The organism is Pelagibaculum spongiae (assembly GCF_003097315.1).
GTDB classification, from domain to species: Bacteria; Pseudomonadota; Gammaproteobacteria; order Enterobacterales; family Pelagibaculaceae; genus Pelagibaculum; species Pelagibaculum spongiae.
Map to the genome: position 1 here is coordinate 26,047 of NZ_QDDL01000010.1, position 13,765 is coordinate 39,811.

The following is a 13,765-nucleotide window of genomic DNA, read 5'->3' on the forward strand; positions in this document are numbered from 1 at the left end:
TTACCGCCAAGTCAAAATAATCACCGGAAAGTTTCACCCTTGGCTACTTGGCTTTGGAATGGCTTCTACGGATGGAGAAAATGCAGAAAAATGTCGGAAACATTTTCTGTCTGCATCGCCCTAATCCGTGGATCCATGCACTTCCTACTCGGAATGACAGGTGCTTAATCAATCAAGCCAACGCTTTTTTAATCAGCACCAAGGCTGCATCTGGAAGATCGAGCGCTAAAGCAGCTTGATGGGCTTTGTCAGACATTTTTCCCCATGTCTTTTGTACAATTCTAATAATTTTTTCTTCAGCATGCTTGGCGGCAAAAGGTAAAAATGCCGTTTCAATGAATACCATACAAGCACAGTCTTCCAGCGCTTGTACTTCGCCATCTCTTTTTATGCCTTGCTTGCGAATAATCGCCTCAGCGCGAGAACAATCCTGATCGCTATAACCATTTTGTTTCATGGTAGCTACTGCTTTGTCAGCATGTAGTTTTGCTAAAGATGTACGCCATTTCAAATAGCCAGTACGGTCCATAGGAAAGTCGGAACGAGGCATCTCCCAACGGCACAAATGTTGGCTACGCACTGCAATGGTTAGCACTTCAGAGGCATTCGGATACAAGATTTCAAGCCAACGGCTGCAATGCTCGGCATATATCAACTCTTGTGCTTTTCCATCGACCTTTTTAGGGTCTTGTTTATGCAGCGTATCGATTGCTTGAAGTGTTTGCTGGAGTTGGGACATGCTGTTTTCCTATTTTTTTATACCCTGAAGTTGCAGGGGCGTTGGCTACTTTCGCTCACCCCAATCACTTACCATAGTATGCTCACGGGGCTTCGCTCATTTGCCGCCTACCTGCACCCTCAATTACTTTGGGTATAGTATTATGGTTTTAGCAGAGCATTTTTTATTTAATTAAAACAATGAGAAATTAAATCTAATCGTTCAATCAATGCATCTGGCTGACTATCTGCGATATCTTCGCCATGGTTATAACCATAAGGCAAGCAAACTACTGCTACCTTGGCATTTCTAGCAGCACCCACATCATTTTTTGAATCACCGACCATAATGCACTGCGCTGCAGTCACATTAAAATGCGCCATAGTGTGCAGTAGTGGCTGAGGATGCGGTTTTTTCTCTGGCAAGCTATCGCCACCAATCCAGAAATCAAAGTATTGAATCATATTTTGTGTTTTTAAAATATCTTCAACAAATTGATAAGGCTTGTTAGTGACCACCGCCATTTTCACACCCTGGTTTTGCAACCATTGCAAGCCGTCAAGTACGCCGTCATAAGTGCAAGTTAACGAGTGTTGGTCTGCGTAATAGTGCATAAACAATGGGTGGGCTTTAGCAAATAATTCAGCAGTGCAATTACCTGCCATATCATCCGCTAGCGCTCGCTTGACTAGCATAACACCGCCATTACCTACCCAATCTCGAACCTTTTCAACTCCAACTACAGGCCGATTTAAGTCAGCCAGCATTTTATCGATGGCTATCGCTAAATCAGGTACTGAATCAACCAAGGTTCCATCAAGATCAAACATTGCCAGCTTTAGGTTTTTCAGCGCTGGTAATGATTGCTTAGGACTATTTTCAGAAGAAATAGATGGGCTCATTTACAGTTAGTCCATTAAAGGCGAGATAAAAACGGGAGCACTGAATGCACTCCCGAGAAGCAGCTATTTAATCGCAGTTATTTAACTTGAGATAATTGCTGACGCATTTGATCAATGCTGCCTTTGTAATCACCACTATTAAAAATGGCTGAACCTGCTACAAATGTGTCAACACCGGCTTCTGCAATTTCTTTAATGTTTGCGACATTCACGCCACCATCAATTTCCAGGCGAATATCACGGCCTGAAGCATCAATTAACTGGCGAACCTTGCGCGCTTTGTCCAACGTAGTATCGATAAATTTCTGACCACCAAAACCTGGGTTTACTGACATCAGTAAGATCACGTCTAAGCGATCCATTACATATTCCAGACATTCCAAAGAAGTGCCCGGATTTAATACCAAGCCCGCTTTACAGCCATTGTCTTTGATTAACTGCAATGAACGATCTAAGTGCTCACTCGCTTCTGGGTGGAAGGTAATGTAATCGGCACCGGCTTTGGCAAATTGAGGAATTAATGCATCTACAGGCTTGACCATCAAATGCACATCAATCGGCGCAGTAATGCCGTAGTCACGGAGTGCCTTACAAACCATTGGGCCAAAGGTCAGGTTAGGCACGTAATGGTTGTCCATTACATCAAAGTGAACCCAGTCAGCGCCAGATTCAATCACCTTGGCAACATCGTCACCGAGACGCGCCAGATCGGCAGACAAAATAGAAGGAGCGATTTTAAAATCTTTCATGATGTGATGCCTAATACCTTGGAAAATTCGCGGGCAGGTTACCGCAAAGTGGCTGTGATTTCATCAGAAAGCAGTGATTAACAGCAAAAGCACCTATTGATCACAAATAGTTACCCGCACTTTCTTCGAAACCATGATGCAAAACATCTGTCATAACGATTACTGATCTACTTTAAAACTAGCGCAAGATTTAGTTGGTAAAGCCCAGTACTGGCATACGTTTGCAGCTACCTTGTAAAAAAACAAAACCATAACAGGACAACTTCTATGGAACATTTTCCGTTGTTAGTCGAGCAAGCAACTGCTGCAGCTGGCCAACATACCGTTCTTTCTCCTTTCGATCGCCAGCCAATTGCCACCGTTGATACTGCTAACTCACAACATGTCGAACAAGCCTTAAGCAATGCTTATCGCCTATTTCGTGATCGCGATAGTTGGCTTGCCATCGATCAACGAATCGAAATTCTCGAAAAGCTCGCGGTTTTAATCGACAGTCACCATGAACATTTATCTTTGGAATCTGCTCGTGAAGGTGGCAAGCCATTATTAGATTCCCGGGTAGAAGTTTCTCGCGGTTTAGATGGTGTAAAGCTAGCCATTGAAGCACTGCGTAAAGATGGCGGCAGCATGCCAATGGTTAATGGCGCTGCAGGTTCTCGCCACCACCTGGCTTTTACCACCCGCGAACCTATCGGTGTCGTGGTTGCAGTGAGTGCATTTAACCACCCATTTAATTTAATCATTCACCAAGTGATTCCTGCGGTTGCTTCGGGCTGCCCAGTTATCGTCAAGCCAGCCGGTGATACACCCCTTTCTTGTATGCGGATTATTCAAATGCTGCATCAAGCTGGCCTACCTCCTGCTTGGGCTCAAGCAATGGTCACTGCAGAAACCAGCCATGCAACTCAGCTGGTCACTGATTCTCGCGTCGGATTTTTCTCATTTATTGGCTCATCAAAAGTCGGCTGGATGCTCAAAAGCAAACTAGCAGCAGGCACTCGCTGCGCACTAGAACACGGTGGCGTTGCCCCGGTAATTGTTCATGAAGATGCTGATATCGAACAAACCATTCAGTCACTGGCAAAAGGTGGTTACTACCACGCTGGCCAGGTGTGCGTTTCGGTACAGCGAGTTTATGCGCATAAGTCGGTATTTCAGCAATTAGCCAAAGGGCTAGCAAATGCTGCAAACGCGATGAAAGTTGGCGACCCAACGAGTCCGACTACCGAAGTTGGCCCATTAATTCGCCCTGCAGAATTAGAACGAATTCATAGTTGGGTTGAAGAAGCAGTTAAAGGTGGCGCAGTGTTGGCAGCTGGTGGCAAGGCCATTAGCGAAACCTGCTATCCACCCACCCTATTATTAAACCCTGCAGAAGATGCCAAAGTCAGCACTGAAGAAGTGTTTGGCCCGGTCGTTTGTTTGTATGAGTTCGACGAAATGGATCAAGCGATTAATCGGGCTAATAGCTTACCGGTTGCATTTCAGGCGGCAGTATTTGGCAAAGACATGGAGAAAATCCTCCGCTGCTACAAACGCCTAGACGCTTCAGCGGTGATGGTTAATCAACATACTGCTTTTCGAGTCGACGGCATGCCATTTGCTGGATTACGCCAATCAGGTATCGGCGTTGGCGGCATCGAACACACCATCGCTGAAATGCAAATAGAAAAAATGATGGTGATTCGCTCCGAGCAACTATAAATAAACTTGGAAATAAAGCGTTCACATTACATACATCAGTTATCTAATTAAATAGCGGCCATTTTTATAAAATGGCCGCTTATGAAAAAAATCAGCATAGATAAATTAACAGGAATTAAAACAATGAAAGCATCCGATCTATTTGTTAAGTGTCTCGAAGAAGAAGGTATTGAATATATTTTTGGTGTTCCCGGTGAAGAAAATGCCGATTTTATGATTTCTTTAGAACAATCAGAAAGCGTACGTTTTATTCTGACTCGCCACGAACAAGGCGCAGCATTTATGGCCGAAATTTATGGCCGATTAACCGGCCAGCCTGCCGGTTGCTTGGGCACGCTCGGTCCGGGTGCTACCAACCTGATTACCGGTGTTGCAGACTCCAATATGGACCGCGCACCGATGCTAGTGTTAACCGGCCAAGGTTCTACCCGCCGCTTACATAAAGAGTCCCACCAGATTATGGATGTTGTCGGCATGTTTAAGCCGGTCACCAAATGGGCCGAAACCATTTACCACCAAGACAACATTCCAGAAATGATTCGCAAGGCAGTTCGAATTGCCCGCAGCGAAAAACCCGGCGCAGTCTTATTAGAATTACCAGAAGATATTGCAAAATTAGATTCACTATCATTGCCAATGAAGCCTCAACGATTCCGTCGTCCAGTGCCCCATCAAGAACAAATCTTGCAAGCGGTTGAGCAAATCAAAAAAGCCAAACGGCCGATTATTATTGCTGGTAATGGTTGCATTCGTACTCGAGCTAGTGAACAACTACGCATTCTATGTGAAATGACCGGCATTGGTGTGGTCAGCACATTTATGGGTAAAGGTGCGGTAGACATGGATGCAGATTACTGCCTGTATACAGTTGGTTTAGGGCAAAAAGACCTGACTAACTGCGCTATTGATGCATCAGATTTAGTTATCTCGCTCGGTTTTGACATGGTTGAATACCATCCGAAACAGTGGAACAAAGGTAAGAACAAAGCCGTTATTCACGTCGACTACCAGCCAACCGAAATTGATGAGCATTACCACCCAGAGCTCGAGTTAGTGGGTGATGTAGCCCACTCGATTGAAATGCTGATTGCAGAATTAAAAGCGCAAGGTGGTTACAGCTTCGACAGCAGCCAACAACTATCTACTCGCGATCAAATGAAAGCCGAGCTGGCGATTCATAAAGACGATAAAACCGAAGGTACAATTCGTCCACAAAAAGCAATTTGGGATGTTCGACAAGTATTAGGTGCCGACGATATTCTGCTGTCAGATGTTGGTGCGCATAAAATGTGGATCGCTCGTCATTATCAGTGCCATTCACCAAACACTTGCTTAATTCCAAATGGTTTCTGCTCAATGGGCTTTGCATTACCCGGCGCCATTGCCGCCAACATAGTGCACCCGGATCGTAAAGTTTTAGCCATTTGTGGTGATGCCGGTTTCTTGATGAACGTTCAAGAAATGGAAACTGCCAAACGTTTGAATTCCAATATCACCGTGATGGTTTGGGAAGATCAAATGTACGGTTTAATCGCTTGGAAACAACAGGCGCAATTTGGCAAACATACCGACCTCTCGTTCACCAATCCTGACTGGATGAAGCTAGCGTCATCATTTGGCTGGAATGGTCACTGGTGTGATAAATCAGAAAATCTGCAAGATGTATTAAAACGCAGCTTCAGCGAAATGGGGCCAAGCCTAATAGTCATCCCGATTGATTACCGTGAAAACGATAAATTAACCGAGCGCCTAGGTGAAATTTCCTGCCCAATTTAGTTCTAACTAACGGAATTGGAAATGGCTCGCAATGTGCGGGCCATTTTTTCAAGGATGAAAAATGCTCTATTTGTTTTTTGATATTGATGAGACGTTATGTCTAGGCTCTCATCCAATTCTACTAGATGAAATTCATGGACTTCGAAGCGCACTATTACATAAAATCAAAATACCTCAAGCTTGTCGAGAACATCCTCCAATCGGTTTCGAAAAAGCAGAAGAAATAATGATTTTTTACTTAGATTTACACTCTCAGTTATTTAAGCTTTGTAAAGAGAACGCTGATTTTTTCAAAGTTTATTTCATTACATCTGGAAGAGGTAACAAAGCCGAATTTTTCATCCCAATATTCAATTTTGCTTTCAAAACCCAAGGATTTTTCACGCATCAAAACTTCATTGGTGAGAGTGAGATAAGGAATGATTTTGAAAAAAAACCAATCGATGAACAACGGGCATACAGCCAGATTACTAAAGATGAAACCATTTTCAAAATCATGAGAACTTTAGGGTTATCACCGCAACAATGCTTACTCATCGACGATTCTGAAACGCAACGTACAGCAGCCAACAAAAAACTCATCCCAACACTTGATCCAACAACATCAGATTATGTTACAGAGATAGAAAGAATACTTTCTTTTACTCCTAACGTTGGCTACGAATCTGAAGTCTAAATATGCTTAGTGAGAACCTGCTTTAATAATTCTGGATTACTTTGCTTCATACTATCTATCGATTGCATTAAGTTTTTCTGCAAATCTTCAGCTGCTAGCTCTTTAAGCTGATCAATTTCAATCGATAACTTCAGCAAAGTTTGTACCTCATCTAACGATTCTGCTTTGACATGTTCAGCTATCGCCAGCACTGCTTCCGATAACTTATCCAGCTGAGTGCCATAAGAATGTTGCTCAAAGATTTTTTTCTCTAGCGGGCCATTACCAGCAGCGCTTGGAATTGTAGAAAAAAACCAGTCCATCTCCGGTGCAATATTTTGATTCACTGCCCCACTAAAAGGAAAATGAATTTGCGGCATAAAATTCGGCACACTATTTGATAAAAAATTCGGTAAAAAAGCCATCCATGGATTAAACATTGCACTTCTCCCTGTCATTCAAAGCAATCAGTGTCTATTTTTTTAACAAAAGGTCAACGGAAATGACGCATGCTCACACGAAAAATCTTATACCCTCTTTTGCTGGCCGGTTCAGTTTATGCTTTGTCACCATTAGCGATTGCTGTAAACACCGAAGAACTAGTTGACCTAGAACTAGAAGACTTATTGGAGCTAGAAGTGAGCATCGCCTCACGTTACGCCCAGTCAACGTTAGATATTGCAGCGGCTGTCTATGTAGTGGATCAAGAAGATATTCGCCGCAGTGGCGCTATTCAGTTGCCTGACGTTTTACGATTGGTTCCCGGTCTACAGGTTTCTCGAGTTAACAGTAACAGCTGGTCAGTCAGTGCCCGAGGATTTAATTCCCTTTATTCAAATAAATTATTAGTGCTGGTGAATGGCCGACCCATTTATAGCGCATTATTTTCTGGCGTTGATTGGGACGCCCAGTCGGTTCCGCTAGAAGAAATTGAACGAATCGAAGTTATCCGCGGTCCCGGAGCAGCACAGTGGGGAGCCAACGCGGTAAACGGCGTCATTAATATTATTACTTTTTCGGCAGAAAATACTGAAGGCTTACAACTCAATGTGAGTGCTGGTAATCAAGATACTGCTCGTTTTCTCGCCAGCCATACCGGCCAACTTGGCTCATCAGATGTTAGCTACCGCAGTTATTTGCAATATCAATCAACCGATGCGCTTTCAACTAATTCAGGCACTCAAATAATTGATGGAAAAGATGACTGGGATGTTGCCCGGCTCGGCATGACCATGAATTGGGACGATCAATGGATAGAGTTTCAGGTTTATCAAGGTAACTCCAAACCTGAACAACAGCTGGTTAATAGCGGAATTGTCGGCTCACAAAGCCTTGATCAAAATTTCAGTGGTGGTTACGCCTATTGGCAAACCAATTGGCAAGTTGGCCAGTCAGATCATCAGCTAAAAGCATCGATTGATTATTATCAGCGAGATGATGTACTTCAAGATGAAGAACGCCTAGGCGGTTTAATCGATTATCAATTCCACGAAACAGCGCCAGGCAAGCATCAGTTGAGTAGTGGAATTTCGTGGCACGGAGTTGATATCGATTATCAGGAGAATTTTGGCAGCAACCAGTCAGTCGATCAGAGCAACCACTATTTTAATTTGTTTATACAAGATGAAATCGAGCTCAGTAAAGATTTCTGGTATCTCACACTGAGCGGCGGTGTTGCATATGATGAATATGTTAATTTTGAATTCCAACCGAGTATTCGCTCATTATGGCATTTAACCCCATCTCAAAGTTTATGGATGGCAGTATCTCGAGCGGTTCGAACACCATCTTCCAGTGAAGTATTGCTCGATACCAATCTATCTGGTGATGCTGACACCATTACCATCGAAACACCCGGCGGTGGCGGTGCAACTGAAGCCTTGCCCGTTTATTTACAGCTATTAAAAAATCAGAACTTACAATCTGAAATACTCACTGCATTGGACTTTGGTTTACGCCATCAAATTCGCCCTGGGGTTAGTTATGATATTTCCGGTTTCTACAATCAGTTCACTGATGTAGTTAGCTTGCAAAGTCAGGCGCTGACTTGTGTCGATAGCAATGGCAATACTTTTACCGTAGCGGCAGGAACCCCTTCAACCTGCACCGGTGCCGGTGCTGCCAACGATATCAGCTATGCCAGCGTCGGCGGATCACTGATCAATGACATTGAAATAAACACCAAAGGAGTTGAATTAGCCGCTACCTGGCAAGAAGATTTCTGGAAGCTGCGAGCCACTTACACTTGGGTAGATATCAAACTGGACACTACTCTGACCGACACCATTTCATCCTATTATGCCGATGTACAACAAGCGATGAGCGCCGAGCAATTGTTTAGCTTACGCGCCAGCGCTGATCTATCTGGCGGTTGGAAGCTCGATGCATGGTTGCGCTTTCAAGATGACTTGGCTTATCCCGCAGGCGTTGATTCTTACACGGAGTTAGATTTGCGAGTAGAGAAGAATTACAGCTGGGGTGATTTGATTTTAGTGGGGCAAAACCTACTGCAAACCGACCATGGCGAGTTCCGTGACAAACTTTACGGCTACTCAGGATCACTACTGGAGCGGAGCGCTTATATAAAGCTGCAATTTCCATTTGAATAATCGCTGCTGCATAACTACCTAGATGACCTCTCGATAGTCATCGCCGTTTAATTAAACATAAGAACCTTCAGGCAAACAGACTTGCCCGAAGGTTTTTTTACAAGCAAGATGGGTCAACAAACTCAAAATCTGTAAGCTGCCTACCCGCTTAGTAATTAGAAACTACAGTTTCTAAAACTATTTTCGTAGTACAGCTAAAACAGACCTGAAAATATAGCCTAGGTATATATGTCTCTCAGAATTCTGGTAGCCGAGGATCACCCCCTGTTTCGAAGCGCATTAATCAATGCAATTAGCCAGACATTTACTACTGCAGAAACCGTTGAATGCCAAGATCTGGCTGCTTTACAGCATCAATTACAACGGCCAGAAATTGTCGATTTGGTATTACTCGACTTAAATATTCCCGGCGCATGGGGCTTATCTGGCTTGTTGTGGGTCAGAGAACATTACCCTGAAGTACCTGTCTCGGTGGTATCTGCCCGAGAAGAACCCGACTTAATTCATCGCGCTTTACAAACCGGTGCAAGCGGCTTTATTCCAAAGTCATCTTCATTGGACGTGTTATGCCAAGCAATTAAACAAATTCTCGATGGCGATATATATCAGCCCGATATATCAGGCAGCCCGGTCGAAAATGTTTCAATTGACCTTGAGCAGCGTGTCGCTTCACTCACACCACAGCAAATGAAAGTGTTAAAGCTGGCAGCCGAAGGCTTGCTCAATAAGCAAATTGCCTATGAACTCGGTATTTCTGAAGCGACCATCAAAGCACATATGACCGCTATTTTGAAAAAGCTAGGCCTAAGCAGCCGAACTCAAGTCGCTTTAGCATTGCAGCAGCTTCAAGCTAATAATTAAGAATTATCAGTTTTAAGTATGTAAAGAAATATGGTCAAGTTGCATTTCGCTGTAAGCTCTCTGCAATTTGCATATGAATTAGGTATTCCTGAAGCAATTATTAGGGCACATATAACGGCTATTTTGAAAAAGCTAGGCCTAAGCAGCCGAACTCAAGTCGCTTTAGCCTTGCAACAACTTCAAGCTGATAATTAAGCATCATAAAAAATCTCGGCTGCTGGTTAATCACCAACAACCGGGAGTTTTTATCCATCAGAACTCGCAGCATAATTTCTCAGCAAAGCTCTTAATGCAGCTGGTCGCACCGGTTTGGGTAAATACTTCAGGCCGCTGTTAAGAATTTCCTTACGTACCAACTCACTATGATCGGCTGAAATAACAATACCTGGAATTTGCGGCCACTGCTGGCGAATCTGGTTAAACAAGTTCAGTCCGGTATCACCATCATTCAAATGATAATCTGCCAGCACCAATTGCGGTTGCCAGCCATCAGCTAACTGTTGCTGCATTTGTTGCTGATCGGCAGCTAGTCGAACTCGATGCCCCCAACCCGTTAATAACTGGTCTAAACCACTTAAAATTGACAGTTCATTATCAATACATAAAATCCGCAATGGAACATCTTGACCAGCATAATGAGTCACTGGTTTAAACTTAGGAATAACCTTGTGCTGGGTTAATGGCACTTGAATGCTAAATGCGGTGTAACGATTTGGCCGTGAAACTAGGTGCAACGGATGCTCTAATATTTGTGAGAAACCTTTAGCAATCGCCAGCCCCAAACCCAACCCTTCTCCTCCAGCACCCAGCCGGCAAAACTCAGCAAAAATTTCATCTCGCCGACCTTCCGGAATACCAGGGCCATTATCACAAACTAGAATTTCCAGCTGATCACCACGACGTTTACAACCTAACAGCAGCTTTTTATGTTTGGCATAACGCAACGAATTGGTTAAAAAGTTTTGCAGAATACGGCGCAGTAATCTGGGGTCGGAAGAAAACACCAAGCTGGATTTCACCCAATGCAATTCCATTTCTGCTTCTTTAGCCAGCAATTGAAATTCACTGACTAACCCACCAAGAAATTCATCGGCTGCAATTGCCTCAATTCTTGGCTCAATTTTGCCACTTTCCAGTCGAGAAATTTCAAGCAAATCTCGTAGCATATCTTCACCGGCATTCAGCGACTGATCTAATTGATCGAGCACTTGCGGAGACGATGGCCCCAGCTGCATTTTCAAACTATCTAAAAATAATCTGCTTGCATTCAATGGCTGAACCAAATCATGGGAAATGGCCGCAAGGAATCGACCTTTTGACTGATTGGCTTTTTCTGCTTCGTTACGAGCACGAAGCAGCATTTCATTTACTTTTTCTAACTCTCTCGTTCGCGTATCGACTCGCTGTTCCAACGTTTCATTAGTCGATTTCAGCGCGCGCTCTACCTGACGAAACACTGAAATATCGGTAAAGGTCATCACAAAGCCACCATCGGGTAGCGGCGTACCTTGAATTTCAATCACTCGGCCATCAGGACGAATTCGCTCTGAACGATGCATCCGACCTTGCAGCATATAACCAATTCGTTTGGTCACATGTTCTTGGTTTTCTCCCGGACCACATAAACCTCGATCAGCATTAAATCGGATGAGATCTTGTACATGAGTACCGACCTGAACTAATTCAGAGGGATAATTAAATAATTCCAGATAACGACGATTCCACGCCACTAGCCGTAAATCTGAATCGACAACACTTATCCCTTGGTTAATGTTTTCTAAAGCACCGTGCAACACCTGTCGACTGAAACGCACTTGTTCAGAAGCTTCATCAAGCAATAATTCCATTTCATCGTGGCGTAATCGTCGCCCGACTAGAATTGAATCGAGTAATAACCTGGCCGACACTCGCCCGACCACACCAGCTAACAATCTTTCGGCTCTTTCTAACCGAGACGTTGCCGGTAATTCAATCAATTCGGCCATCACTTTTTCTGAGCGATCTCGACCCAAAAATCGTTTCATTAATTGTTCAAGGCTGGATACTTCGATCTCTTGGGCTTCACCATTTCCAATATCAGCCAAGCTCGGATCACAGAATTTAAGTGCCTGGCGGCGTTCTTGCAAGCTAGCAGGAAAAACCAGTGAACCGATGCTGTATCCCAGCGCATTAACACCCAACGACAACAACATGCTGACCGAAAGGCTAGATTCCAAACCGACTAATTGAGCACTGCCTTCAAGCCAATCAGTATTGGCTAAGCCCATTGCAGGCAACACCAGTGCAACTAACCAAATTAATAACCCGGGAATTAAGCCACAATAAACACCCGCTCGATTACCTTGCCGCCAAAATAAGCCGCCAACCAAGGCCGGTGATAACTGGGCCGCTGCAACAAAAGCAATCATCCCCAATTGACCGAGTGATTGTTGGTCATCTAAAAAGCAAAACAGTAACCAGGCCAATAACAGAATCACCACCATGCTGGCACGGCGAAGATTTAACAGCTGATGACTAACACCCGCTAGCCGACGCTTTTTCAGCATCATCGGTAATAATAATTCGTGGTTGATCATCACCGATAACGCCATGGTCGCCACAATCACCATGCCGGTTGCCGCCGATGCACCACCAATAAATGCTATTAGCGCTAAAAACGGCTGGCCATCAAACAACGGCAGGCTAATCACATAGCCATCTGCCGGAATACTGGCCGGTAACATTAATTTACCGGCAATTGCCAAGGGCGCAGCCAGCAGAGCTACTATGACGATGTAGCCAGAAAACACCCAGCGAGCCAACGATAAATGGTGGCGATTTCTGTTCTCGACCACCATCACCTGAAACTGCCGCGGTAGGCACAAAAAAGCTAACATGGCGACCATGGTGTGAATTAACAAATCGCCTATTGAAGATTCTTTTTCTAGCAGTGGCCTCACCGAAGCCGAATATTGAGCCTCTTCAAGAAGTGCCATCGGCCCATCTTGCATCCCCCAAATTACCCAGCAACCCACTAAAACAAATGCCAGCAACTTCACTAACGATTCAAAAGCAATCGCCATCATAATGCCACGATGGTGTTCGGTAACATCGGCATGTCTGGCACCAAATAAAATGGTGAACAAAGCCAACATCAAGCTGATGACTAATGCCAAAGGTGCCTGTGCCGAAGTCGCTACTGGCGGACCAAAACCATTAGTCAACAAGCCATAACCCACTACCATGCCTTTAAGCTGCAGTGCGATATACGGCAAAATAATTAACAGACAAACACCGGTAACGATTAACCCTAGCGCCGAATCCTTGCCATAACGATTGGCCAAAAAATCGGCAATCGAACCGGAATGCATCGCTTTTCCGGTTTCAACCAGTCGCTTGGGGAGCTTCCAAAACACCCAAAATAAAATCAGCGGCCCGAGGTAAATTGGCAAAAATGACCAAAGATCTTCCGAGGCTTGGCCGACTGCACCAAAAAAGCTCCATGCAGTACAGTAAACTGCCAGCGACAAGCCATACACCCATGCAGCGGTTTTACTACTGGCAACAATTTCTCGACGATCACCTAACCAGGCAATCGTGAAAAGCAGCACGATGTAACCCAGCAAAATAATCGCAATCAGCCAACCCGGCATGATAAAGCCCTTCTGGTTATTATTAATGTGTTGCCGCAACAGTTAGCTGCAGCGGCCAACAGAGACATTTCTTTTTAACCAATCTATCAGAAACAACCTGCAAGAAAACCACCGCCAAGCTTGCTACTCACTACCAATAATCCTGCAGCCAGTCACAAA

Annotated in this window: 11 protein-coding genes; 6 read left to right on the forward strand and 5 right to left on the reverse strand. The window is 44.3% G+C overall.

Annotated elements, in window-relative coordinates:
- Positions 1–172: 172 nt before the first annotated feature.
- The 3 genes from DC094_RS18130 to rpe all read right to left on the reverse strand — a co-directional run bounded on the left by DC094_RS18130 (position 173) and on the right by rpe (position 2,369).
- The gene (locus DC094_RS18130) at positions 173–739 is read right to left on the reverse strand and encodes a DUF4202 domain-containing protein (protein WP_116688542.1); all 567 of its coding nucleotides are present in this window, start codon (positions 737–739) and stop codon (positions 173–175) included.
- Positions 740–906: 167 nt separating this feature from the next.
- Positions 907–1,620: a phosphoglycolate phosphatase gene (locus DC094_RS18135; RefSeq protein WP_116688543.1), complete on the reverse strand. Its 714-nt coding sequence runs from the start codon at positions 1,618–1,620 to the stop codon at positions 907–909.
- A 77-nt stretch (positions 1,621–1,697) separates the two neighbouring features.
- Complete coding sequence (gene rpe, locus DC094_RS18140; protein ID WP_116688544.1) at positions 1,698–2,369, reverse strand: ribulose-phosphate 3-epimerase; 672 nt, start codon at positions 2,367–2,369, stop codon at positions 1,698–1,700.
- A gap of 267 nt (positions 2,370–2,636) precedes the next feature.
- Between rpe and DC094_RS18145 the strand changes: the two genes are divergently transcribed.
- From DC094_RS18145 to DC094_RS18155, 3 genes are all read left to right on the forward strand, one after another.
- On the forward strand, positions 2,637–4,073 hold the full coding sequence (locus DC094_RS18145) for an aldehyde dehydrogenase family protein (protein ID WP_116688545.1): 1,437 nt from the start codon (positions 2,637–2,639) through the stop codon (positions 4,071–4,073).
- Between the two features lie 123 nt (positions 4,074–4,196).
- Positions 4,197–5,849: an acetolactate synthase large subunit gene (locus DC094_RS18150; protein ID WP_116688630.1), complete on the forward strand. Its 1,653-nt coding sequence runs from the start codon at positions 4,197–4,199 to the stop codon at positions 5,847–5,849.
- A gap of 61 nt (positions 5,850–5,910) precedes the next feature.
- Complete coding sequence (locus DC094_RS18155; RefSeq protein WP_116688546.1) at positions 5,911–6,525, forward strand: HAD family hydrolase; 615 nt, start codon at positions 5,911–5,913, stop codon at positions 6,523–6,525.
- Here DC094_RS18155 and DC094_RS18160 read toward each other — a convergent pair.
- Positions 6,522–6,962, reverse strand: coding sequence for a hypothetical protein (locus DC094_RS18160; protein ID WP_133245613.1), 441 nt, complete (start codon positions 6,960–6,962; stop codon positions 6,522–6,524). The two genes, DC094_RS18155 and DC094_RS18160, sit on opposite strands and share 4 nt — an antisense overlap.
- A gap of 51 nt (positions 6,963–7,013) precedes the next feature.
- Here DC094_RS18160 and DC094_RS18165 point away from each other — a divergent pair, with 51 nt between their 5' ends.
- From DC094_RS18165 to DC094_RS22910, 3 genes are all read left to right on the forward strand, one after another.
- Complete coding sequence (locus tag DC094_RS18165) at positions 7,014–9,113, forward strand: TonB-dependent receptor plug domain-containing protein (protein WP_116688548.1); 2,100 nt, start codon at positions 7,014–7,016, stop codon at positions 9,111–9,113.
- A gap of 228 nt (positions 9,114–9,341) precedes the next feature.
- Positions 9,342–9,974 carry a response regulator transcription factor gene (locus tag DC094_RS18170; protein WP_116688549.1) on the forward strand — a complete coding sequence of 211 codons (633 nt, stop codon included), beginning with the start codon at positions 9,342–9,344 and terminating at the stop codon, positions 9,972–9,974.
- 30 nt (positions 9,975–10,004) lie between these two features.
- Positions 10,005–10,169 (forward strand): LuxR C-terminal-related transcriptional regulator, encoded by a 165-nt coding sequence (locus tag DC094_RS22910; protein ID WP_116688550.1) that lies wholly within the window; start codon positions 10,005–10,007, stop codon positions 10,167–10,169.
- A gap of 50 nt (positions 10,170–10,219) precedes the next feature.
- Here the strand turns inward: DC094_RS22910 and DC094_RS18180 are convergent, their stop codons facing one another.
- Complete coding sequence (locus DC094_RS18180; protein WP_133245614.1) at positions 10,220–13,606, reverse strand: hybrid sensor histidine kinase/response regulator; 3,387 nt, start codon at positions 13,604–13,606, stop codon at positions 10,220–10,222.
- Between the last annotated feature and the right edge of the window lie 159 nt (positions 13,607–13,765).

What these genes read in the sequence shown, in the direction of transcription:
- DC094_RS18160 (WP_133245613.1), bottom strand. Translation starts at nt 6,962, where the DNA reads ATGACAGGGAGAAGTGCAATGTTTAATCCATGGATGGCTTTTTTACCG.
- DC094_RS18180 (WP_133245614.1), bottom strand. Translation starts at nt 13,606, where the DNA reads ATGCCGGGTTGGCTGATTGCGATTATTTTGCTGGGTTACATCGTGCTG.
- DC094_RS18165 (WP_116688548.1), top strand. Translation starts at nt 7,014, where the DNA reads ATGCTCACACGAAAAATCTTATACCCTCTTTTGCTGGCCGGTTCAGTT.
- DC094_RS18155 (WP_116688546.1), top strand. Translation starts at nt 5,911, where the DNA reads ATGCTCTATTTGTTTTTTGATATTGATGAGACGTTATGTCTAGGCTCT.
- DC094_RS18130 (WP_116688542.1), bottom strand. Translation starts at nt 739, where the DNA reads ATGTCCCAACTCCAGCAAACACTTCAAGCAATCGATACGCTGCATAAA.
- DC094_RS18150 (WP_116688630.1), top strand. Translation starts at nt 4,197, where the DNA reads ATGAAAGCATCCGATCTATTTGTTAAGTGTCTCGAAGAAGAAGGTATT.
- DC094_RS18135 (WP_116688543.1), bottom strand. Translation starts at nt 1,620, where the DNA reads ATGAGCCCATCTATTTCTTCTGAAAATAGTCCTAAGCAATCATTACCA.
- DC094_RS18145 (WP_116688545.1), top strand. Translation starts at nt 2,637, where the DNA reads ATGGAACATTTTCCGTTGTTAGTCGAGCAAGCAACTGCTGCAGCTGGC.
- rpe (WP_116688544.1), bottom strand. Translation starts at nt 2,369, where the DNA reads ATGAAAGATTTTAAAATCGCTCCTTCTATTTTGTCTGCCGATCTGGCG.
- DC094_RS18170 (WP_116688549.1), top strand. Translation starts at nt 9,342, where the DNA reads ATGTCTCTCAGAATTCTGGTAGCCGAGGATCACCCCCTGTTTCGAAGC.
- DC094_RS22910 (WP_116688550.1), top strand. Translation starts at nt 10,005, where the DNA reads ATGGTCAAGTTGCATTTCGCTGTAAGCTCTCTGCAATTTGCATATGAA.